The sequence below is a fragment of the Amycolatopsis samaneae genome, from assembly GCF_039541975.1.
GTDB classification, from domain to species: domain Bacteria; phylum Actinomycetota; class Actinomycetes; order Mycobacteriales; family Pseudonocardiaceae; genus Amycolatopsis; species Amycolatopsis samaneae.
The window spans coordinates 393,085-414,296 of record NZ_BAABHG010000009.1 but is presented as its reverse complement, the minus strand read 5'-3'; the positions used below and the strand labels follow the sequence as shown (position 1 = coordinate 414,296).

General features: G+C 71.0%; 18 protein-coding genes. 12 read left to right on the top strand and 6 right to left on the bottom strand.

The window, feature by feature from the left end; genetic code table 11:
* Positions 1-7: 7 nt before the first annotated feature.
* A complete protein-coding gene (locus ABD987_RS25595; RefSeq protein WP_345398662.1) occupies positions 8-478 on the top strand; it encodes a PPOX class F420-dependent oxidoreductase in 471 nt (156 codons plus the stop codon).
* Here the strand turns inward: ABD987_RS25595 and ABD987_RS25590 are convergent.
* Entirely contained in the window at positions 475-1,275 is an 801-nt protein-coding gene (locus ABD987_RS25590; RefSeq protein WP_378214292.1) for a DUF2470 domain-containing protein, read from the bottom strand. The genes ABD987_RS25595 and ABD987_RS25590 overlap by 4 nt on opposite strands.
* 162 nt (positions 1,276-1,437) lie before the next feature.
* Between ABD987_RS25590 and ABD987_RS25585 the strand changes: the two genes are divergently transcribed.
* Positions 1,438-2,493, top strand: coding sequence for a hypothetical protein (locus tag ABD987_RS25585; RefSeq protein WP_345398659.1), 1,056 nt, complete (start codon positions 1,438-1,440; stop codon positions 2,491-2,493).
* A gap of 43 nt (positions 2,494-2,536) precedes the next feature.
* On the opposite strand, the gene ABD987_RS25580 is transcribed toward ABD987_RS25585, so the two are convergent.
* Positions 2,537-3,706 carry a homogentisate 1,2-dioxygenase gene (locus ABD987_RS25580; protein ID WP_345398656.1) on the bottom strand — a complete coding sequence of 390 codons (1,170 nt, stop codon included), beginning with the start codon at positions 3,704-3,706 and terminating at the stop codon, positions 2,537-2,539.
* Positions 3,707-3,802: 96 nt separating this feature from the next.
* On the opposite strand from ABD987_RS25580, the gene ABD987_RS25575 reads away from it, so the two are divergent.
* The 3 genes from ABD987_RS25575 to ABD987_RS25565 are packed head-to-tail and all read left to right on the top strand — an operon-like array spanning position 3,803 to position 5,660.
* Positions 3,803-4,657 carry a hypothetical protein gene (locus tag ABD987_RS25575; protein WP_345398853.1) on the top strand — a complete coding sequence of 285 codons (855 nt, stop codon included), beginning with the start codon at positions 3,803-3,805 and terminating at the stop codon, positions 4,655-4,657.
* A complete protein-coding gene (locus tag ABD987_RS25570) occupies positions 4,654-5,295 on the top strand; it encodes an IclR family transcriptional regulator (RefSeq protein ID WP_345398653.1) in 642 nt (213 codons plus the stop codon). The genes ABD987_RS25575 and ABD987_RS25570 overlap by 4 nt, the downstream gene beginning before the upstream one ends.
* Entirely contained in the window at positions 5,292-5,660 is a 369-nt protein-coding gene (locus ABD987_RS25565; RefSeq protein ID WP_345398650.1) for a DUF6188 family protein, read from the top strand. The genes ABD987_RS25570 and ABD987_RS25565 overlap by 4 nt, the downstream gene beginning before the upstream one ends.
* Here the strand turns inward: ABD987_RS25565 and ABD987_RS25560 are convergent.
* A complete protein-coding gene (locus tag ABD987_RS25560; RefSeq protein ID WP_345398647.1) occupies positions 5,657-6,334 on the bottom strand; it encodes a DUF998 domain-containing protein in 678 nt (225 codons plus the stop codon). The two genes, ABD987_RS25565 and ABD987_RS25560, sit on opposite strands and share 4 nt — an antisense overlap.
* Before the next feature lie 142 nt (positions 6,335-6,476).
* Positions 6,477-7,076 carry a TMEM165/GDT1 family protein gene (locus tag ABD987_RS25555; protein ID WP_345398644.1) on the bottom strand — a complete coding sequence of 200 codons (600 nt, stop codon included), beginning with the start codon at positions 7,074-7,076 and terminating at the stop codon, positions 6,477-6,479.
* 172 nt (positions 7,077-7,248) lie between these two features.
* Between ABD987_RS25555 and cutA the strand changes: the two genes are divergently transcribed.
* The 7 genes from cutA to ABD987_RS25520 all read left to right on the top strand — a co-directional run bounded on the left by cutA (position 7,249) and on the right by ABD987_RS25520 (position 18,657).
* Entirely contained in the window at positions 7,249-7,569 is a 321-nt protein-coding gene (cutA, locus tag ABD987_RS25550) for a divalent-cation tolerance protein CutA (RefSeq protein ID WP_345398641.1), read from the top strand.
* Between the two features lie 89 nt (positions 7,570-7,658).
* Positions 7,659-9,161, top strand: a complete 1,503-nt coding sequence (locus ABD987_RS25545; protein ID WP_345398637.1) for a cytochrome ubiquinol oxidase subunit I — start codon at positions 7,659-7,661, stop codon at positions 9,159-9,161.
* Between the two features lie 255 nt (positions 9,162-9,416).
* Positions 9,417-10,424 (top strand): cytochrome d ubiquinol oxidase subunit II, encoded by a 1,008-nt coding sequence (gene cydB, locus ABD987_RS25540; RefSeq protein WP_345398634.1) that lies wholly within the window; start codon positions 9,417-9,419, stop codon positions 10,422-10,424.
* A gap of 44 nt (positions 10,425-10,468) precedes the next feature.
* The gene (gene cydD / locus ABD987_RS25535) at positions 10,469-13,684 is read left to right on the top strand and encodes a thiol reductant ABC exporter subunit CydD (protein ID WP_345398850.1); all 3,216 of its coding nucleotides are present in this window, start codon (positions 10,469-10,471) and stop codon (positions 13,682-13,684) included.
* Positions 13,685-13,698: 14 nt separating this feature from the next.
* Entirely contained in the window at positions 13,699-14,841 is a 1,143-nt protein-coding gene (locus ABD987_RS25530; RefSeq protein WP_345398847.1) for a GAF domain-containing sensor histidine kinase, read from the top strand.
* A gap of 277 nt (positions 14,842-15,118) precedes the next feature.
* Entirely contained in the window at positions 15,119-16,396 is a 1,278-nt protein-coding gene (locus tag ABD987_RS25525) for an HAD family hydrolase (protein ID WP_345398630.1), read from the top strand.
* 74 nt (positions 16,397-16,470) lie between these two features.
* Positions 16,471-18,657, top strand: a complete 2,187-nt coding sequence (locus ABD987_RS25520) for a hypothetical protein (protein WP_345398627.1) — start codon at positions 16,471-16,473, stop codon at positions 18,655-18,657.
* A 277-nt stretch (positions 18,658-18,934) separates the two neighbouring features.
* Here ABD987_RS25520 and ABD987_RS25515 read toward each other — a convergent pair whose 3' ends face one another.
* Both ABD987_RS25515 and ABD987_RS25510 read right to left on the bottom strand, forming a co-directional pair.
* Positions 18,935-20,509: a hypothetical protein gene (locus ABD987_RS25515; protein WP_345398624.1), complete on the bottom strand. Its 1,575-nt coding sequence runs from the start codon at positions 20,507-20,509 to the stop codon at positions 18,935-18,937.
* A gap of 74 nt (positions 20,510-20,583) precedes the next feature.
* On the bottom strand, positions 20,584-21,210 hold the full coding sequence (locus ABD987_RS25510) for a response regulator (RefSeq protein WP_345398621.1): 627 nt from the start codon (positions 21,208-21,210) through the stop codon (positions 20,584-20,586).
* Positions 21,211-21,212 lie beyond the last annotated feature (2 nt).

Below are 21,212 nucleotides of genomic sequence, written 5' to 3'. Positions count from 1 at the left end.
TCGGGTTATGCCGAGGAGCATTGCCACCAACGAAAAGGTCGACCGCGCCGCGCTGGTCGAGTTCCTGTCCACCCGCCACCGCGTGATCCTGTCGACCACCAGGGCCGATGGCACGCCCCAGCTGTCACCGGTCACCTGCGGCGTCGACGGCGAGGGCAGGCTGGTCATCGCGACCTACCCGAAGCGGGCGAAGGTGGTCAACGTCCGGCGCGAGCCGAAGGTGTCCGCCTGTGTCCTTTCCGACGAGTGGAACGGGCAGTGGGTGCAGGTGAACGGCACCGCCGAGGTGCTCGACCTGCCCGAGTCCGTCGAACCGCTGGTCGAGTACTTCCGCAGCATCTCGGGCGAGCACCCGGACTGGGACGAATACCGTGAAGCCATGCGGAAGCAGGGCAAAAGCCTCATCCGCGTGACGATCGAGTCCTGGGGCCCGATCGCGAAGGGTGGATTCCCGCCCGAGCCGGCGGAGCAGTCCTAGCCGCCCATGCCCTGCTGACGCAGGAACGGGCAGCCGAGCAGCCGCTGTAACTCCGCCGAGAGCTGACGCGGGCAGGCCACCGACCGCGAGAAGGCGAGTCGGACGTCGTGGTCGCCCGCGTCGGTTTCGACCCGCAGCCGCAGGCCGAAGCGGTCGAGGCCGAGCGGCCGGATCCGGCCGCCGCGCAGCTCCTCCGGCAGATGCCGGGCGAGCTGCTCGACGACGTCGGGGTGATCGCTTTCCAGATGCCGCAGCCACTCCGCCTCGTAGTCGTGGAACGGGTCCGGCGGTGCCGCGCTGAACATGTGCGGGCGCAGCGAATGCGTGCCCTCGGCGTCGGCGAGCACGATCGAGGCCGGGGTGAGCCGCAGCAGGGTCATGCCGTGGCCGACGTCGAGCAGCCGCGGGTCCGGGCGGGTCTCGGCGATCGACACCGCGCGGGCCCGCGCGGAAACCTCGCTGAGCGGGCGCAGCCAGCCGGTGATCCACAACAGCCCGCGGACCGGCTCGCGCAGCTCCACCGGCGCCTCGTCGGTCAGTTCGACCATCACCGCGAGCTCGCCGCGCTGGGCCTGCCCGGCGGCGCGGACCAGCGCGTGCGCGTCCGGGAGCAGGATGCTGACGCTGCCGCTGTGGTGCACGTGGTGCAGCACGGGCACCACCCGGCCGGTGTCGCAGTCGGCGCGTTCCACGGTCGGCACGAGCGAGGCCGGCCCATTGCGGGTGGCGATCGTCTTCGCGCGTTCGGCCGGGTTCGGTGCCGGCGGGCGGCGGATGGTCATCGGTGCCTCGGTCACGGCTCACCTCCTACTTAGGTGAGCCTAACCTGAACTTGTGAGCCAAGGGAAGACGTGACGTTTTCACAGGGGGCCGTCACGGTCGCCGAGTCGCTGTAACGAACGTGAACGTGCTTACGAAAAGGCCGTCGACCAGCCAAGACGGCTGCCGAGGGGGAATTCGTGGAGAGCACCACGCCGTCCGAACACGTCCAGGTACTGGAACCGGACCCGAACGAGTCCGCGGTCACGATGGCGATCTTCGAGCAGCTCGTCGGCAAGTGGACCCGGGGACCCGCCAACATCCTCGTGCTCGTCCTCTTCGGCGGCCTCGTCTGCGGCGGGTTGTCCCTGACCATGGGCACGGTCCCGGTGCTGCTGGTGGTGTGGCTGGGGCTCTGCGTGGTGGGGCAGGTCATCCGTTCACTGCGGTATGCCGGGCTGGCGGCCTACAGCCGGTCGAGGTTCACCGGGCTGACGCTCGGTCCGGAGGACGCGCTGGCCGCGAAGTCGCGGGTCAGCCTGCGTCACACCGACGGCGACACCGCGGGCTGGCTCGTCACGCGGCTGCCGCGGGCCGAACGGCTCCAGCTGGCCGGGCAACGCCGGATCTGGGTTCTCGGCCCGGGAACGGACGGCCGCGCGTTCGTCATGCTGCCCGGGACGCTCCGGCCCCGGCGTGCCCGGCTCCGTTCGCGGCCGGTCGACGGCTCGGCCGCGCTGACACCCGTGTCCAGGGAACCGTCGCCGCCGCACCGGGATCCGGTCCTGCGCGCGCACGCGGACCGGGTCGGCGTGGCGCTGGTCTGGAACGCGGTCTTCCTGCTGGCGTTCGCCGGTGCGCTTTCCTGGTCGGTCCTGCGCAGCTCGGCTGTCGAGGTCCTTGGCCCGCGTGTCGCGGTGGTTCCGCTCTGCTTCGCGGGGCTGATCGTCCTCGGCGCCTGCTGGTACCTGGTGCTCGCCGTCCGGCTGGCGACCTGGCGGCCCGCCGAGTGGACCGAGTTGCGGATCGTGCTGGACAAGCCGGTCCAGGTCGTCAACGGTGCCGTTGCCCGGCTCGCCGGCCGGGCCGTGCTGCCCGGTGGCTGGACCGTCGGCTTCCGGATGCGGGCGGATCCGAGCCTGGCCGCCACGATCGGCGAAACCGGGCGGCTGTGGGTGATCGGCGAGCCGAGCGGGAGCACGCGGGTGGGCGTGCCTGGCTATCCGCTCGTCGGAATCGCCAGGTTCAGCGGCTGACCGGCCGGTGCTTCCCGGGAAGCACCGGCCGTGACGGGATCGCTCAGGCGGGGCCTCGGCCCGACCAGGTCCAGGCGTATCCGGGGTCCTCGGAGGATTCGGCGGCCTCGCCGAGGTCCAGCGGGGCGAAGGTGTCCACCATCACCGCGGTCTCGTCGAAGAACTCGGCGCCGATCGACGCCTCCGCGGCGCCGGGCTGCGGTCCGTGCGTGAACCCGGACGGGTGCAGCGACAGCGAGCCGATGCCGATCCCGGAACCCCTGCGGGCCTCGTAGTTCCCGCGCACGTAGAACATCAGCTCGTCGGAGTCGACGTTGGCGTGGTTGTAGGGGACCGGGATCGAGTCCTTGTGGTAGTCGACCTTGCGCGGGCAGAACGAGCACACGACGAAGTTCGGGCCCTCGAACGTCTGGTGCACGGGCGGCGGCTGGTGCACGCGGCCGGTGATGGGCTCGAAGTCGTCGATGTTGAACGCCCACGGGTACAGGCAGCCGTCCCAGCCGACGACGTCGAACGGGTGCGTGGCGTAGGTGTAGCGCGTCAGCCCGGCGCGGTGGCGCACGAGGACCTCGACGTCGGTCCCGTCGGCCAGCAGCGGCTCCGACGGGCCCCGGATGTCGCGCTCGCAGTACGGCGAGTGCTCCAGGAACTGGCCCTTCGCCGAAAGGTAGCGCTTCGGCGGCCCGATGTGCCCGCGGGCTTCGAGCGTCAGCAGCTTGACCTCGCCGTGCGGGATGACGCGGTAGGTGCACGAGGTCGGGATGACGAGGTAGTCGCCGTCGCCGACCTCGAGGGCGCCGTAGATCGTCTCGACCGTCGCCGAGCCGCCCTGGACGTAGAACAGCTCGTCGCCCGCGGCGTTGCGGTAGAGCGGGCTGGGCGCGTTCGCGGTGACGAAGCCGATGGTGACGTCAGCGTTGCCGAACAGGCGGCGCCGGTCGGTGACCGCGTCGGTGCCCTCGGCGAACTTGAGGTCCTGCGTCTTGAAGTGCCGGGGCTTGAGCGGGTGGTTCGGGGCCAGCGCGCCGCGCTCGTCCGCGATCGCCACCGCGTCGACGATCGCCGTCGGCATCCCGCGGTGGTAGAGCAGCGCGGAGTCCGCGGAGAAGCCCTCGACGCCCATCAGCTCCTCGGCGAAGAGGCCGCCGTCGGGCTTGCGGAACGCGGTGTGCCGTTTGTGCGGGACCTCGCCTACTTGCCGGTAGTAGGGCATCGGTGCCTCCTTCGTGACCGATCGAGATGTGTCCGTTTAACGAACGATTTTGTCCTCATGTCGTACGCTACTAGCGTGTCAGTCGTGTCAAGCGCTGTGGAACTCACGCCCCCCGGCCCCCGTGGAATTCCTCCCCTGTTCGCGCGGCTCGTCGACGACTCGGCACTGTTCCCGCCCGCCGACGTGAAGATGCCCGACGCACTGCGTGCGCACTTCGCGTCGCGGACCGGTGAACACGCCGGTGTACTGGGGGTTTTCCTCTGCCAGGCCTCCCGCCTGCCGGAGCTGATCACCGAGCTCATCAAGATCAAACCGAAGGAGCCGCTGCCGCTGTCGCTGATCATCGACACCGGCCTCGGCGGGGTACCGAAGGCGATCTCGATCGTGGAATCCCGCGGCGAGCTGCTCGCCCTGCGGATGGTCGAGATGCCCGCCCCGTCGGACGTCGACGAGGTGTGGCTGGAGCGGGTCTCGGAGTTCGTGCCCGAGGACGTCATCCGTGTCGTCGAGCCGCGCCGCGGCGTCGGCTGGCTGGACGGCGTCCGCAAGGTGATCGAGCACGGCAGCTGGCCGAAGATCCGCTGCGGCGGCCAGGCCGGGGAGAACTTCCCCAGCGTGGACGAGGTCGCGGACTTCCTGTCCGTGGTCAGCGGCGCCGAGGGTGCCTCCTTCAAGGCGACCAACAGCCTGCACCGGGCCGTCCGGCACACCGACGCCGACTCGGGCTTCACCCACCACGGTTTCCTCAACCTGCTGGTCGCCTCGGCCCGCTGCCTCTCCGGCGGCGACGTCCGCGCGGCACTGGAGTCGACCGACGGGAAGGCGCTGGCCGACGAGGCACGCGCGCTGCCCGAGCCCGCCGCGAAGGCGGTCCGGCAGCTCTTCGCGTGCTACGCGGCCGCGTCGTTCGACGAGCCGGTCGCCGACCTCGGGGAACTCGAACTGTTGTGACGCGTGAAGGCTCGCTGACGCTCGATCGCGGACTGGCGCTGCTCCAGGCGGTCGCCGACGCCGGTGGCGGCGCGGCGACCATCTCGGAGCTCGCGGTCGCCATCGGGGCCAGCCGGGCGGCGGTGTACCGGCTGCTGGTTCCGCTGTCCGAGCGCGGGCTCGTCTGGCGGGACGGCACCAAGGTCCGGCTCGGCGTCGGCCTGCTCCGGCTGGCCGGCCAGGTGCTGCCGCAACTGCGCGACGCGGCGGTCCCGGTGCTGCGCGAGCTGGCGGAGAAGGTGGGCGCGACCGCGCACCTCTCGGTGGCCCAGGGCGATCAGGCGCTCGCCGTCGCGGTGGTGGAGCCGACGTGGACCAGCTTCCACGTCGCCTACCGCATCGGCACGCGGCATCCGCTGGCCGCCGGCGCGGCGGGGAAGGCGATGACGCTGCGTCCCGGCGGCGACGGTTGGGCGACCTCCAGCGGCGAGCTGGAGGCGGGCGCGTCCGGTGTCGCGGCGCCGGTGCGCGGTGTGCCGGGCCTGCGCGCGAGCGTCGGCGTGGTGTCGCTGGAGCCCCTGACGGCGGCAGACATCGGGCCGAGGGTCGTCGCCGCGGCGGCGCGCCTCGCGGAGATCCTGAAGACGGAGGCCTCGTGAAGACACCGGACCTGGTCGGCTGCGAGGTCACCCGGACCGCGTTCGACTACCAGACGCGGCTCCTGCTGGTCCGCGTGGTCGACGGGCGGGACGAGGTCTCGGCGGAGCTGGCCGTTGCGGTGCCGTTCACCCTGCTGGGCGCGGACGGTGTGCGGCGCGAGATCGATCCGGAGGAACTGAGCACGCTGCCGCCCGTGCTCGCGTTGTTGCGCCGGACCGTGGTGGCGGCCGACCTCCTGGACTACCGGTTGACGTTGACGTTCGACGACGGCGCCGAACTGTGGGTCGGCCCCGACGAGCAGTACACGTCGTGGTGGATGTCCGGCGACGGCATCGAGGACATCCACGTCGACCCGGTCGGCTAGCGGGGGCGGGCGGTCTCCAGCAGCGGCCGGACCATGGTGAGCAGCAGCGCCAGGTCGATGGTGAACAGCAGCCGCTCGAACAGGCCCATGCTGACCTCCTGCCGCGCCGGGCCGACCACCAGCGTCGCGACGAACCCGCCGAGCACCACCAGCACGCTCACCATGCTGGCCACGGCGAGCCACCGGATCGTGGTCCGGCGCGGCTCCCACGGGCAGCGGGCGCGGCCGCGCCGGGTGAGTACCCACGCGGCCGCGGGCAGTGCGAGGAACGCCGTCAGCGCGGCGTAGTTGTGCACCTGGCCGGCGAGTGTGCGGGCCTGGCCCTCGGGGTCCACCGGAACCGTCGCGCAGACCAGCAGCCCGGCACACCAGACGCCGAGCAGGACCAGCACCGGCCGGGTGCCCTGCCCGCGCGCCCTGGCGATGCCGGTGAGCAGCGCGAGCGAACCGAGCGCCAGCGCCAGGCACATCGCGGCGAACAGCGGCGCGGCGGACTCGCGGCCGATGTGGCCGTAGACGTATTCCGACAGCGTCTGCCAGATCGGGCTGACCTGGCCGGACAGCCGGATGTGCAATACGGCCGACAGCAGCACGGCCGTCGCCATCCCGATGACCGCGAGCCGGCCGTGCGCAGGCGAAACGGCGCGCGCGACGGCGGTCTTCGGCGAGGTCACCGGAGGATCTCCTGAACGGGGTCGGGCGGCATCAGCGAGGGCAAGGACCCGCGACGTCACCGCCGGTTCACCTTGCCCTCATCCGTGGTTCCGCGCGAGGTTACCCGGTGATCCTGTGAAACCCCTGTAGTCCCCTCGTGGCTCAGAACGCCAGCTGGGCGAGGGACAGGCCCGCGAAGCCCGCGAAAACGAACCCGGCACAGCGCTGGATGAGCCGCGGCCGGATGCGGCTGCGGATCTTCGCGCCGATGACCACGGCGAGCCCGGCGACCGAGACCAGCGCGAAGAACGCGCCGAGGCCCACCGCGAGTGGGCTGCCGAACTTGGCCGCGACGCTGGCCGTCGCGAGCTGGGACGCGTCGCCCCACTCGGCGGCGAAGAGCACCCCGAACGAGGTGAGCGCGGAACGCCAGAAAGACAGCGGGGACGGGCCGGAGCGCGACGCGTCCTCGCCGCCGTCGGTGCCCTTGGCGAATCCCTCCCGCAGGAGCATGAAGGCCCCGAATCCGAACATCGTGGCCACGATCAACGCGACAACGGTGTCCGGGAGCAGGGTGAGCACACTGCCGAAAGCGACCGCGACGACACATTGCACGGCGAACGCGGCGCACACTCCGGCGAAAACCGGCCAGGCCCGGAAACGGGTGGTGAGAACCAGGGTGGCGACCAGGGTCTTGTCCGGCAGTTCCACGGCCAGCACCAGGCCGAACGCACTGAGGAAGGCCAGCACAGCGGGAGACATCGTGGTTTCGCACCCCTTTCACTGCAACGATAAAGGCGTGATTCAGAAAAAGGCAAGCAGATAGGGTTCGCGAAATGCGTGATCGGGGCGCGTGAATACTGTTTCCCGGGTTCCCGGATTTGTTTTTTCGGCACGCCGAATTCTCTTTTGTGGTCTGCGGTACCGTGACGACATGCCTGTTGACCACGTCGTCGTCACCACGACCGCCGATTCCGCGGACGCCGCCGGTGTGTTGGCCGCGGCTGCCGTCGAAGCGAGCCTGGCGGCGTGCGCGCAGATCGTCGGCCCGATCACCAGCGTCTACCACTGGGAAGGCGCGGTGCAGACCGAGACCGAGTGGCGCGTCGAGTGCAAGACGGCACGGGATCGCGCGGCCGCGCTCGTGGAACTGTTCGAGGCGCGGCACTCCTACGACGTCCCGGAGATCATCGTGACGCCGATCGAGGGCGGCGGCGCCGACTACCTCGAATGGGTAACCCTCGAAACGCGATAGGCCGGTTTTCCCGTGCGGGACCTAGGTCCCGCCGAGGACAGGACCAGTTGAACTGGCCGGGCCCCGGCTACCGGAGCAGGCTTGATCGCGTGGAGGTTCTGGAGCTCGCGCGGTGGCAGTTCGGCATCACCACCGTCTATCACTTCCTGATGGTCCCGCTGACCATCGGGCTGTCCATCCTGGTCGCGGTCATGCAGACGGCATGGGTCCGCACCGGTTCGCTGAAGTACCTCAAGATGACGAAGTTCTGGGGCAAGCTGCTCCTGGTCAACTTCGCCATGGGGGTGGTGACCGGACTGGTGCAGGAGTTCCAGTTCGGCATGTCCTGGAGCGCCTACTCGCGCTTCGTCGGGGACGTGTTCGGCGCACCGCTGGCGTTGGAAGGCCTGCTCGCCTTCTTCGTCGAATCGACCTTCCTCGGCCTGTGGATCTTCGGCTGGGACCGGCTGCCGAAAAAGGTGCACCTCGCCTGCGTGTGGGCGTTCTCGCTGGCGACGATGGCCTCGGCGTACTTCATCCTGGCCGCGAACTCGTGGATGCAGCACCCGGTCGGCGTCACGTTCGAAAACGGCAAGCCGACCATGAACTCGATCTGGGCGGTGCTGACGAACAACACCGCGCTCGCCGCGATTCCGCACACGCTGGCCGGCGCGTTCTCGGTGGCGGCGGCGTTCCTGGTCGGTGTCGCGGGCTGGCACCTGTGGCGGCGCCGCAAGAGCGACGACGAGCACCGCGCGGTGTGGCGGTCCTCGCTGCGGCTCGGTGGCTGGGTCGGCGTCGGCGCGTTCGCGGTGCTCGCGATCACCGGCGACATGCAGGGCAAGCTGATGTTCGAGCAGCAGCCGATGAAGATGGCGTCGGCGGAAGCGTTGTGCCACACGGAAAAGCCCGCGAGCTTCTCGATCCTCGCGATCGGTGACGTGGAAAACGCCAACTGCGAGTCGGTCAAGACGTTCACCGTGCCCGCGCTGTTGTCCTTCTTGGCGCACAACGACTTCTCCACCGAGGTCAAGGGCGTGGAGGACCTGGTCGGGGAGTACCAGGCGAAGTACGGGACGAACTACCCGGACGATCCGGCGCTGGGTTCGCTCGCCGGCAAGCCGATCGACTACGTGCCGAGCCTGCCGGTGACCTACTGGGGTTTCCGGGCCATGATCGGCTTCGGGGCGATCTCGGCCGGGATCGGCCTGCTCGCGCTGTGGCTGACGCGCCGGGGCCGGATCCCGGGCGGCCGGTGGTTCCCGCTGCTGGTGCTCGGCGGGATCGCGACGCCGTTCATCGGCAACAGCGCCGGCTGGATCTTCACCGAGATGGGCAGGCAGCCGTTCGTGGTCGCGCCCAACCCGACCGGGATCGACGGCGTGTGGATGTTCACCGCCCGCGCGGTGTCGCAGTTGTCCACAGGCGAGGTGTGGACTTCCCTGATCGTGCTGACGGCGCTCTACGGCGTGCTCGGCGTGGTCGAGGTCTACCTGATGCGCAAGTACGTCCGCGGCGGTGTCGACGCCGTCATGCCCCCGAAACCCCAGCAGGACAACGATTCCGATGAAGAACACGACGACAAGGACGAGGCCCTTGCCTTCGCCTACTGACCGGCGAGGCCCGGCCGCCACCCCCGAGGTATCCCCCACCCTCTCCGGGGGGCGACCCCGAACTCAGTGTATCGAGATGATCACCCGGGCGGGTTACCCACAGCGGATCTGTGGACAACTCGGCCAGTTGTGGATAACTCGCCGCGACGGCGTCCCCGGGGAGGACGGACGTCGGCGGGACGGGGTGGCGGGCCCGGCGGGTGACCCGCGGCCGACGCGGTCCCCGGCGGGACCCGAGGAGAAGGAGCGGAGCCGATGACGCTCGAGACGATCTGGTTCTGCCTCGTCGCACTCTTCTGGCTGGGATACCTCTTCCTCGAAGGGTTCGACTTCGGCGTCGGCATGCTGCTGCCCATCCTCGGGCGCGACAACACCGAGCGCCGGGTCATGGTCAACACGATCGGCCCGGTCTGGGACGGCAACGAGGTCTGGCTGATCGTCGCGGCCGGCGTCATGTTCGCCGCGTTCCCCGCGTGGTACGCGAGCCTGTTCTCGGCCGCCTATCTGCCACTGCTGCTCGTGCTGGTCGGGCTGATCGGGCGCGGGGTCGCGTTCGAGTACCGCGGCAAGGTCGACTCCGAGCGCTGGCGGCGCACCTGGGACCGGGTCATCGTGTTCGGCTCGTGGATCCCGCCGCTCGGCGTCGGTCTGCTCCTCGCGACCACCGTGCTCGGCCTGCCACTCGACGCGGCGGGCAACCGGGTCGGTTCCGCGTTCGCCTCGGTCCGGTGGGACACCGTGCTCGGCGCGCTCGCGGTCGTCGGGTTCGCGCTGACCCACGGCGCCGCGTTCCTCGCCCTCAAAACCACCGGTGAACTGCGGGAACGTGCCCGGGTGCTGGCCTACCGGATCCTGCCGGTCGCGCTGCTGCCGCTGGCGGCGTTCCTCGTCGTCGTGCAGTCGCGCACGGGGAAGGTGTGGACGCTCGTGACACTGGTGATCGTGCTGGTCGCGGCCGTCGTCGCCTGGTGGCGGCTGCGGGTCGACCGGGACGGCCAGGCGTTCGCCGCGCTCGGTGTCGCGGTCGCCGCGGCCGTGGTCACGATCTTCGGCGCGCTGTACCCGAACGTGCTGCCCTCGACGCTCGATCCGGCGCACAGCCTCACCATCGCCGGCGCGGCGTCCAGCCACTACACGCTCGTGGTGATGAGCTGGGTGTCGGTGTTCGGCGCGCCGGCCGTGCTGGTCTACCAGGGCTGGACGTACTGGGTGTTCCGCAAGCGCATCGGCACCCAGCACATCCCGGCGGTGCACGCGCCATGACGAAGCTTCCCGGCGGCGCATCCCTTTCCGCCACGGTGTCCACAATGGACCCAGCGCGGCCGGGAAAGGGTCCGCTCGGCGCGTTTCGGGCTCTCGGGCCCGCGGCGCGCCGGGCGTTGACCCAGGTCGCGGCGCTTTCGCTGCTCAACGCCGCGCTGCTGGTGACACAGGCTTTTCTGCTGGCCGACGTGCTCGCGGCGGTCGTCTCCACAGGGATCGGGGGCCGCACCGCCCAACTGGCCGTCCTGCTCGCGGTGGTCGCGGGCCGGGCACTGACCGGCTGGGCGGTGCGGGTGGTCTCGGCCCGCGCTGCCGCCACCGCCAAGGAGGAACTGCGAGCCCGCGTCGTCGACCACGTGCTGCGGCTCGGGCCGGAGTGGATCGCGCGCCGGGGGCACGGCGAGCTGACCGCGCTGACGACCCGGGGCCTCGACGCGCTCGACGCCTACTTCCGCGAGTACCTCCCGGCACTGATGACCGCGGCGGTCCTGCCGCTCGGCGCCGGGGCCGCGGTGCTCTTTGCCGACTGGCCGTCCGCGGTGATCATCGCGCTGACCGTGCCGCTGCTGCCGATGTTCGCGATCCTGGTCGGCCGCTACACCGCCGACCGGGTCGCCGGGGCCACCGACGCGACGCACCGCATGTCCGGACGGCTGCTGGAGCTCGTCCGCGCGCTGCCGGTGCTGACCGCGTTCCGGCGCGCCCGCGCCCAGGGCGACGTCGTCCAGCGGCTGTCGGAGCGGCATCGCCGTGCCACGCTCAAGACGTTGAAGGTCGCGTTCTCCTCGGCGTTCGTCCTCGAACTCGCCGCGACGCTTTCGGTGGCCCTGATCGCCGTGGTCATCGGCGTCCGGCTCGTCGGTGGCAGCCTGCCGCTCGCCATCGGCCTCGGGGTGCTGATCCTCGCGCCCGAGTGTTACCAGCCGCTCCGCGCGGTCGGCGCGGCCTTCCACTCCAGCGAAGACGGCGTCGAGGCGGTCCGGCGTGTCACCGCGATCCTGGCCGAGCCCGTGCCGGCCGAGGGCGCGGCGCGGCTTCCCCACGGTGAGGTGCGGGTCTCGCGCCTGCGTGTCGCCCGGCGAGGCGGCTTCGCGCCGGACGGCGAGACCTTCGTGGCCAGGCCGGGCGAGATCGTCTGGCTGCGCGCGCCGAGCGGAGGCGGTAAGTCGACAACGCTTTCCGCGCTGCTGGGCTTCGTCCCGGCGCACGACGGGACGATCACCGTCGGCGGCGTCCCGCTCGCCGGCGCCGACCTGACGCATTGGCGGCGTGCCGTCGCCTGGGTGCCGCAGAACCCGGTCTTCGCGGGTGGCACCGTCCGCGAGGAACTCGCCTCGGCGGGCGAGGACGTCTTCGCCGTGCTCGACCAGCTCGGCCTGACCGGGCTGGCCGACCGGCCGGTGGACAAGCTTTCGGTGGGCCAGCGCCAGCGCGTCGCCGTCGCGCGGGCGCTGCTGCGGGTGCGGTCGGGCGCGTGGCTGCTGCTGCTCGACGAGCCCACCGCGCACCTCGACGAGGTCAACGCCCGCCGCGTGATGGACGCGGTGGAGCTGGCTGTCGACAACGGCGCGGCGGCGATCATCGCCGCCCACGAACGGTCCGCCGCGGTTTCCGTGGCGCCCGAGCCGGTGGACCGGACCGAGGTGGGTGCCCTCGGCCCGGTCCACCGTCCCCTCTTCCGCCGGTTGTTCGCCGACCGGCGGCTTGTCGGCGGCGGCCTGCTCGGCGCGCTCGCGCTGCTGTGCGGGATAGCGCTGACCGCGACGTCCGGCTGGCTCATCGCCCAGGCGTCCCTGCGCCCGCCGATCCTGACCCTGACGGTCGCGGTCGTCGGCGTGCGCGCGTTCGGGCTCGGCCGGGCGGTGCTCCGCTACGTCGAGCGTCTCGTCACCCACGATGCCGCGTTCCGCGTCGCCGGACGTCTTCGCGTGCGCCTGTGGGAGTCGCTGACCCGGCTCGGCCCGGCCCGCGGTCTCCGCGCGGGGGAAGGGCAACGCCGCCTGGTCGCCGACGTCGACACCGTGCGGGACCTGCTGCCCCGGGTCGTTTCGCCGCCGATCGTCGCCGGGCTGGTGGCGGCGGGCGCGATCGCCGTGCAGACCTGGCTGCTGCCCGCCGCCGGTCTCACGCTGGCCGCCGCCGTGCTCGTCTGCGCCCTCGCGCCGTTCGTGGCGCTGCGCGCGGAACGGCGGGCGACCTCGGCGCTGTCGGCCGGACGACGAGCCGTCTCCGCGAAGGTGCTCGTGCTGTTCGAGTCGGCGGCCGAACTGCTCGCCTTCGGCACGGCACGGCAGCACCGCGAGGACCTCGCCACGACGGACGCGAAGCTCGCCGCGGACACCCGTAGGCAGGCGTTCGGTACCGGAGCGGCGGAAGCGCTGATCACGCTGGCCTGCGGAGCGGCCATGGTGGTCAGCACCGGCTTCGCCGCGCAGGCCGTCGCCTCGGGCGGGCTCGAACCCGTGCTCGCGCCGGTGCTGGCGCTCGTGCCGCTGGCACTCGCCGAGGTGCTCGCGCTGCTCCCGCCGGTGGCACAGCACTGGGACACGCTGCGCCAGGCCAGGGCCCGCGTCGCGGAGATCGACGAGCTCGCGCGGACGGACGCGTCGGGCGGCCACCTCACCCGGGGCGGACACGTCGAACTGCGCGCGGCCGATCTCGGCTGGCCGGACGGCTCGCCCGTGCTGCGCGGCGTCGACCTCGAACTCACCCCCGGCACCTACGCCGCCGTCGTCGGCCCGAGCGGCGCGGGCAAGTCGACGTTCCTCGCGGCCCTGCTCGGCTTCCTGCCACCCACTCGGGGTGAGCTGACCGTGCCGGACCGGGTCGCGTGGGCGCCGCAGGAGCCGATGCTCGTTTCGACCACCGTCGCGGAGAACCTCCGTCTCGCCGATCCGGCCGCGACCGACGACGACCTCCGCCGCGTGCTCGCGCAGGCCGAACTCGGCGACCTGGACCCCGCGACGATGCTCGACAGCGCCGGCGCCGGGCTCTCCGGCGGACAGGCACAGCGGCTCGCCCTCGCCCGCGCGCTGCTCGCCGCGCCCACGGCCGACCTGGTGCTGCTGGACGAACCGACCGCGCACCTCGACGAACCGACCGCGCGGGCCCTGCGGACCACGTTGCGCGACACCCTCGCGGGCCGGACCGTCGTGCACGTGACCCACGGCGCGGACGAGGCGGCCGGGGCCGACGTCGTGTTCGAGATCCATGAGGGCCGCGTCACGACGCGTCGGCCCGCCGGGGCCGAGGCGGTCTAATGTCGGTACTGCTCATGGATCCGACACTCGCCGCGCGGGCACTGTCCGCCGCCACCGAGATCACCAGCACCGCCCTGTCCGGGGACGACCCCGGCGCGGTGCTGGACACCGTCGTGGCCAGGGCCGCCGAACTCGCCGAAGCCGAACTCGGGCTGGCCATGGTCAGCGCCGACGACGGCCAGGTCGTCGTCGAGGCGGTGCACGACCACGGCGACATCGCCGAATCGCTCCGCGGCCTGACGTTGCCCGCCACCTCGGCCGCCGGACAGGTCGCGCGTGGCGGCGAGGCCGTGGTGACCGAGGACTTCACCGTCGACCCGCGCACGGCGCCGTTCGTGCCGGAGGAGCTGCGCGGTTTCGGCCCGTTCGCGGCCGCGCCGTTCGGCTCCGGTGGGCGCGTGCTGGGCGCGCTCACCGTCTACCGGCGGCACGGGCGCGAACCGTTCTCCGCGGGCACGGTCGAGATGCTCGTCGCCTTCGCCGCACAGGCGGGTGTGGTGCTCGCGCTGGCCGAGGGTGCCAACGCGCGGCACCGCGTCACGCTCTACCAGGAGCGCGAACGCATCGCCCGCGAACTGCACGACGTCATCGTGCAGCGGCTGTACGGCGCCGGGATGCAGCTCGACCGGGTCCGGCGCAACATGCGCAAGCGGTTCGCCCAGGCGGACGGCGCGCGCCTGTCCGACGCGATCGACCAGCTCGACCAGACCATCGAGGAGATCCGGGGCACCGTGCGCGCGCTCCGGTCACCGGAGCCGAGGCACGACACCGGCACACCGGCCGATCTGGCCGAATCCGCGCGCGGTGAGGTGCGGATCGCCGGCGAGCTGCTGGGTTACCCGCCGACGCTCGAGCTTTCCGGGGAATTCGCCGATGTTCCCGCCGAACGCGCCGATCACATCCGCGCCGCACTGCGCGAAGCACTGTCCAATGTGGTCAGACATTCCGGCGCCAGCGCGACCAGGGTGACCCTCACACGCGATGCGGAGGGCGTGAAACTCCGCGTACGTGACAACGGTTCCGGTGTTCCCCAGGGTGTTGCCACCCGTGGTCTGCGCCATCTTTCCGAACGTGCGGAAGCCGCGGGCGGGAAGTTCTTCATCAACTCCTCGCCCAGCCTCGGCACGCTCGTCGCCTTCGATCTGCCGGTGGACTAGTTCGCTTCGGCTCCGGTGTGGACTTGTCGTCCGCCGTGCTCAGCCTTCTCGGGTCATCGGGTCACCTTCCTCTCGGGGATCGTCGCGACAGGGCGTCCACAACGGACGCCGTGTGGTCGATCGTACCGGAGAGTCGAACATACATTCGACTATCTAACGAGTGAAAAACACGTCCCGAAGGTGGCGGTGCGTGATGGTGGTTAGGCCGGACAAGGGAAGATCCGCATCAGTCGTTCGTGGCAGGATCGCATCGCCCACCGACGACGCTGGAGAACGCATGCCGAAGCTCGCCCGCGCACTGACCACCGGGTTCGCCGCCGCCGCGCTGATCGCCGCGATCACCCCGGCCGCCACCGCCGAGCCGGACACGGCCGGGTGGCCGTGCCCGCGGCTGGGGCTCGCCGACCACTGGTACGGCGGCAACGCCGCGAAGATCCAGCGGGTGATCGACGAACGCGGCCGGTGCGGCGGCCATCGCGATCGCCCGGCGCCGCTGGCCGTGTTCGACTGGGACAACACGGTGATCAAGAACGACATCTCGGACCAGACGGTGTTCTGGATGATCCGGCACGACAAGGTGCTTCAGCCGCGCGAGCGGGACTGGCGGAGCACAAGCCGCTACATGACCGAGGACGGCGCGAACGCGCTGCGCGCTGCCTGCGGCACCGCCACCCCGGCCGGGAAACCGTTGCCCACCAGCACGAACGTCGCCTGCGCCGACGAGCTGCTTTCGGTGCGCAAGGACGGGAAGACCACCGCGGGCAAGGAGGTGTTCGCGGGCGCGGACCGGCGGAAGATGGAGGCCGCCTACGCCTGGGTCGCGCAGATCAACGCGGGATACCGGCCCGACCAGGTGCGGGCGATCGCGCGGCAGGCGAGGGACGAGGCGCTGCGCGCGCCGGTCGGCGCGACCCAGCGGGTCGGTTCGACGACCCAGGTCGCCTGGGTCCGGTACTACCCGGAGATCAAGGACCTCATCGCGACCCTCGACCGCGCCGGGTTCGCCACCTGGGTGGTTTCGGCCTCGCCCAAGGAAACCGCGGACGTCTGGAGCGCCGGCGCCGGGATCCCGCCGAGCCGCACCATCGGGATCGGCTCGCTGACCACCCACGGCCGGATCAACGGGCATCTCGAAGGCTGCGGCGGCATCCCGGACGGTGCGGACGGGATCATCACCTACATCGACGGGAAACGCTGCTTCATCAACAAAAAGATCCTCGGTGTCCAGGGCGCCGCACAGCTCGACCCGGCACCGGCGGCGCTCCGGCAGGCCGTGGCGGGCGGCGACGCGACGACCGACGTGTCGATGCTGCGCGACGCGACCGGCGTCCGGATCGCGCTCAACCGCAACAAGGACGAGCTGATGTGCCGTGCCTACGACAACGCCGACGGCCGGTGGGCGGTGAACCCGATGTTCATCCAGCCGCTCCCGGAGCTGAAGCGCACCTATCCGTGCTCCACCACGGCGTACGAAAACGCCGACGGCACGCGGGACCCGGTGCTGCGGGACGATGGCAGTGTCATCCCCGACCAGCGCGACACCGTGCACGGCTGACCCTGTTCACGGTGGGTGACGCCGGGCATTCACGCTGCTAGCGTGGGTGTTCAGAGTCGGTTGAGGGGGCGTGTGTGACGGATCCGTTCACGACGGAGATCGCCAAACAGACGGTCGCGCTGGCGTTTTCCTCGGGCGGCAAGGTGGCCGGGTACCTGTGGAAGAAGTTCACCCAGCGGGACGCGAAGCGGCTCCAAGCCGACCCGGAGGCGCTCGAGGCCGCTGTCCGCGCGCTGCTCGACAAGGATCCGGAGGCCGCGCGGGAGCTGCGTGACCTGCTCGATCGTGAACTGGCGCTGCAGGGGACCCGGCCGTGGATCGTGCCGGGAACCCCGTATTTCGTCGACCGGGCGGGTCCGTGGCGTGAGCTGGGCGGGACCGGCGTGCGCGTCGTCTGGGGACTGTCGGGGATCGGGAAGACCACGCTGGCCGAGCACTACGCGGCGGGGTCCGCCGGTGCGTTCTCCGACGGGACGTTGCTGATCGACCTGGCCGAGTTTCGGTCGCCGGGCGGCTCGGTGCGGCGCAGTGAGGTCAGGGCGGCGGTGCTGCGCGCGTTCGGGCTCCCGTCCTCGATGATCAGTACGGTGGCCGCCGAACTCATGGCCCAGTACGACAACTTCCTGGCGCCTCGGCGGGTGTTGCTCGTGTTCGACTCCGTCGAGAGCGCGGAGGACCTGCATCGGCTGCTCCCCGCCGCGCCGATGAGCCTGGTGCTCGCGTTGACCGACGCGCCTGTCGAGGAGCTGGATCGGTATCCGCACGTCCAGCTCGGCCAACTGGAGGAGCACGCCGATCGGCAGCTGCTCGAAGTGATCTGCGGAGCGGACGTCGTCCAGGCGGACCCGGTGGGCATGGGTGAGCTGCTGGCGCAGTGCGATCGGTTCCCGGGCGCGGTCGTGGCCGCCGCGCACGCCGTGCGGATGCGTGCTGCGCTGAGCAAGTGGCCGATGCGCTTGCTGGCGGGCGAGTTGCGGGCCGGTGGCTCGCTGGGCGGTGTCAGTGCCGGGTTCGACCGGGTACTGGCCGAGCTGTCGGAGGCGGAACGGGAACTGTGTCGTCGGCTGGCGGTCTATCCCGGGCCGGGCCTGCCGCTCGACGCGGTCGCCGCGCTGGCCGGGCTCACGGTCACCGAGGTCACTCCGCTGGTGGTGCGCCTGCGGTCGGTGCATTTCGTGACCACGGAGCCGGGCGAGCGGATGCGGCTGGGAAACCAGGCGCGGCAGGCGGTCATCCGAGCCGGACTGTCCACTGTGGATGACGACGTCTTCGCCGGGCTGGTCCGGTTCTACCGGGATCGCGCGGTGCGGGCGGACTGGACCAAGAGCGCGGATCGTCTTCGGTTGTACGAGCCGTTGCGCGGTGAAATCCCGCCGTGGGACTTCGCGGTCTCGCAGGTCGACTGGCTGGTCGCCGAGGTGCCCGTCTTCCGGGCGCTGGCCGGTCTCGCGCACGATCGTGGCCTGCATGTCGAGCTGACCCAGATCTGTGGCGCCTTGGAGATTGTGGGGATACATCGGGGTTTTCAACGCGAACTGGTCGAGATCAACCACTGGGGCGCACAGAGTGCGGAGGCGATCGGCGCGGTCGCGGTGCGGGTGCGGATCCTGAGTCAGCAGGGTCGGCTGTTCTCGCTCCTGCACGAGTTCGAGCGTGCGGATGCCGCGTTGTCGCAGGCGGAATCGTTGTTCGGGACGCTGCCTGATCCGGACACGGCGGAGAACCGGTTGCTCGCCGCGTCGTTGTGTGAGTTTCGCGCGCTCTTCTGCCGGGAGCAGGGCAAACTCGCCGATGCGGCGCGGTGGTACGAATCGGCGCTGGAGATCAGTCGTGCTCTGGGGGAGTTCGGGGCGCGCGGACGTGCGTTGCATTCCCGGATGCTGGCCAATGTGCTGGTGCGGATGGGTAGTTACGAGCGGGCTTTCGAACTGCTGACGGAGGCCGAAGCCTGCACGAAGCCGGAGGCGCACCGGGATATCGCGCAGATCTGGGTGGTGCGCGCGAAGGCGATGATCGGAACTGGCTCGGCCCGTGCCGCGTGGGATCTGCTGTCGGAGGCGTGGCGGCTCACCGTCGGAGCGGGAAGTAACCAGTACGACCTGGAGATCGCCGAGGCGCAGGGCGACGCCGCCTGGTGGTGTGGTGACGCGTACCAGGCACGGCAGCACTGGTCCGGTGTGTACGAACGGCTCAGCTGGGCCCGGCACGCGCGGGCGGCCGAAGTGTACGCGAAAATCCTCCACGGCTTGTCGCGGCACTGATTTTCCTTGCTCCACAAGGAAAATAGCTTCGTCGTACCGAGCGCTCGGTAGCCTTTTTCATGCCCCGTAGCAGCCAATTTCCCGTAGCTCGGGTCCCGTAGGCACCCCCCACCCGCCCTGGGGGCCAGCCCTGCAACAGCATACCGCCCGAGACCGACGCTCCCGGAAATTCGGTGGAGTTGTCCACAGGGGACGACGGTTGTGGACAACTCGGCCGCCCCGGGCCGCTTTTCGTGGGAACTGTCGGCCGGTGGGTGCAGAATCGAAATTGAGCCAGTCAGGAGGAGGTGGAAACGATGCGGCAGGAATGAACGCGGTGCCCGGCACGATAGCGGAATCGCCCGGTGAGCGGCAGATCGCGGCGCGCACGCCAGTACAGCGCGGAAACGGCGGGCAGTGGATCGGTGCTGTCGGTGGTCAGTTCCACCGTGTCACCCTCGGGTGTCCACACCAGACACTCGTGGCGGGTGACGCCGACGAGGAGCCGCGCGTCCGGCCTGAGACGTGCCGTGGCGCGTGCCCAGCCGGGGAACTCGCGTGCGTCGGTTTCGCGGTAGTCGATCGTGGCGCCGTCCAGTTCGGCGAGCGTCGAGAGTTCGTCGTGCGCCAGGACGTGCTGATACGGCAGCCGCCCCGAACGCCGGGGAAGCTCCGCCGGGAAGCGGCTGACGTCGAGCAGGTCGCCGTCGGCACGCACGCCGGCCACGAAGGCCGAGACATCGGCCCGTGCGGGCAGCGGCTCGGCGAGGGGCCGGAACGACGCGCGGAACTCGGGCTCTGGCAGATCCATCAGCTCGTAGAGCAGGGGGCGGAGCACCTCGGCGCACTTGCCGGAGTACTCGACGGCCTGCGCGGCGATCTCGGTGAAGGCGTCGCCGGTCGCGGCCTGGTCGATCTGCGCGCGCAAGTCCGCGCGGTCGTCGAGGCGGGCCGCGCGCCCCAGCAGCTCGGCGAGCGGGGAACCGGGGACCACGGTGTCCGCGCCGGGGCTGCCGATCAGCACCGGAATCCCGGCGGCCGCGGCGTAGAGCGGAAGGGAGCCACAGTCGGAGACAACGCAGTCGGCGGCGAGCAGCGTGGCCTGCCAGCCGCGGTGTGGCGGGAGCACGGCGAGTCCCGAGCGCCGGGCGGCGGCCAGCCAGGCCCGGACCTGGCGTGGTCCGTGCGCGGCCCACACACCCGGGTGCAGGACCATACTGACGCGGTAGCCGTCGTACGGGAGTTCGGCCAGCAGCCGCTCCGGTAGTTCCGGTCGGCTGCCGAGCAGGGAGTCCGGGCCCCAGGTCGAGGCGAGCACGACGTGGGTGTGGTGCTCCGTGCCCAAGGCGCGGCGGTACCGGGCGAGGCGATGGGTGCTGGCCAGCAGCCGGTCGTGGCACGGATCGCCGATGACGACGGCGTGCGGCAGCGCCGGCGGGCAGGCCTGGTCGAGCTGACGGAGCTGGTTGCTGTGCGACAACCCGATCCGGGCGGGCACGACCCGTCCTCCGTGGACGAGGCGAGCCGGGTCGAGGCCGGAGACTACGGTGCCGCGTGGGTAGTACTTCTGGTGGCCGATCCCGTGGGGCACCAGGAGAACCGGGGCGTTCAGCCGGTGGAGCGCGTCGTTTTCGCTGGCCGCGATCGCCAGGTCGAATCGGCTCGCGACGGCCTGGTCCCACGGGATGACGCTCGCCTCCAGCTCGGCGAGCGCCTCCGGGACGCCCGCGGCGAAGATCGCGGGAGCGCGCTCGTCATGGGTGAAGACCACCTGCACCCGGCGATCGCTTTCGATCAGGGAGAGGAGGTCGAGCAGCCGGGTGAGGGTGGTCACGGTGCGGACGACGACGAGAACCCGGCGCCGCACGTCCATGGTCAGCCAGTGGTCATACGCCGGGTCGACCGGGACCTTGCGCCAAAACGACGGGGGGGGGGCGTTTTCGAGCACTACTTGCCCCGCCGCGCGATCCACGCGGCGGCCTGGGTACGGCGTTGCATGCCGAGTTTCGCCAGTACGGAGGTGACGTAGTTCTTCACGGTCTTCTCGGCGAGGAACAGCCGTTCCGCGATCTCCCGGTTCGAGAGGCCCTGGCCGATCAGCTCCAGGACGTCCCGTTCACGGTCGGTGAGTGTGTCGAGATCGTCCGCGGGTGGGTGGCGGAGCTTGTCGAGAACGCGGGCGGTGGTGACCGGGTCCAGCAGCGACCGGCCGGCCGCGACCTCGCGCACGGCGTTGACCACGTCCTGCCCGCGGACCTGCTTGAGCAGGTATCCGGAGGCGCCGGCCATGATCGCGCCGACCATGGCCTCCTCGTCGTCGAACGCGGTGAGCATCAGGCACTGCGGCGCGTTCGGTTTGGAGCGGAGTTCGCGGCAGAGCGTGATGCCGTCGCCGTCGCCGAGCCGGACGTCGACGACCGCCACGTCGGGCTCGACGTGCATCGCCACCGCGAGCGCCTCGTCGACGCCGCCCGCTTCGGCGACGACCTCGATGTCGGGCTCGTCGCCGAGAAGGTCACGCAGGCCGCGACGGACCAGTTCGTGGTCGTCGACGAGCAGTACCTGGATCGGCATAC

Bases quoted from the DNA above. Each gene is read 5' to 3' on its own strand.
- cydB (WP_345398634.1), top strand. From the start codon at position 9,417: ATGACGCTCGAGACGATCTGGTTCTGCCTCGTCGCACTCTTCTGGCTG.
- ABD987_RS25515 (WP_345398624.1), bottom strand. From the start codon at position 20,509: ATGGACGTGCGGCGCCGGGTTCTCGTCGTCGTCCGCACCGTGACCACC.
- ABD987_RS25555 (WP_345398644.1), bottom strand. From the start codon at position 7,076: ATGTCTCCCGCTGTGCTGGCCTTCCTCAGTGCGTTCGGCCTGGTGCTG.
- ABD987_RS25530 (WP_345398847.1), top strand. From the start codon at position 13,699: ATGGATCCGACACTCGCCGCGCGGGCACTGTCCGCCGCCACCGAGATC.
- cutA (WP_345398641.1), top strand. From the start codon at position 7,249: ATGCCTGTTGACCACGTCGTCGTCACCACGACCGCCGATTCCGCGGAC.
- ABD987_RS25595 (WP_345398662.1), top strand. From the start codon at position 8: ATGCCGAGGAGCATTGCCACCAACGAAAAGGTCGACCGCGCCGCGCTG.
- ABD987_RS25510 (WP_345398621.1), bottom strand. From the start codon at position 21,210: ATGCCGATCCAGGTACTGCTCGTCGACGACCACGAACTGGTCCGTCGC.
- ABD987_RS25525 (WP_345398630.1), top strand. From the start codon at position 15,119: ATGCCGAAGCTCGCCCGCGCACTGACCACCGGGTTCGCCGCCGCCGCG.
- cydD (WP_345398850.1), top strand. From the start codon at position 10,469: ATGGACCCAGCGCGGCCGGGAAAGGGTCCGCTCGGCGCGTTTCGGGCT.
- ABD987_RS25580 (WP_345398656.1), bottom strand. From the start codon at position 3,706: ATGCCCTACTACCGGCAAGTAGGCGAGGTCCCGCACAAACGGCACACC.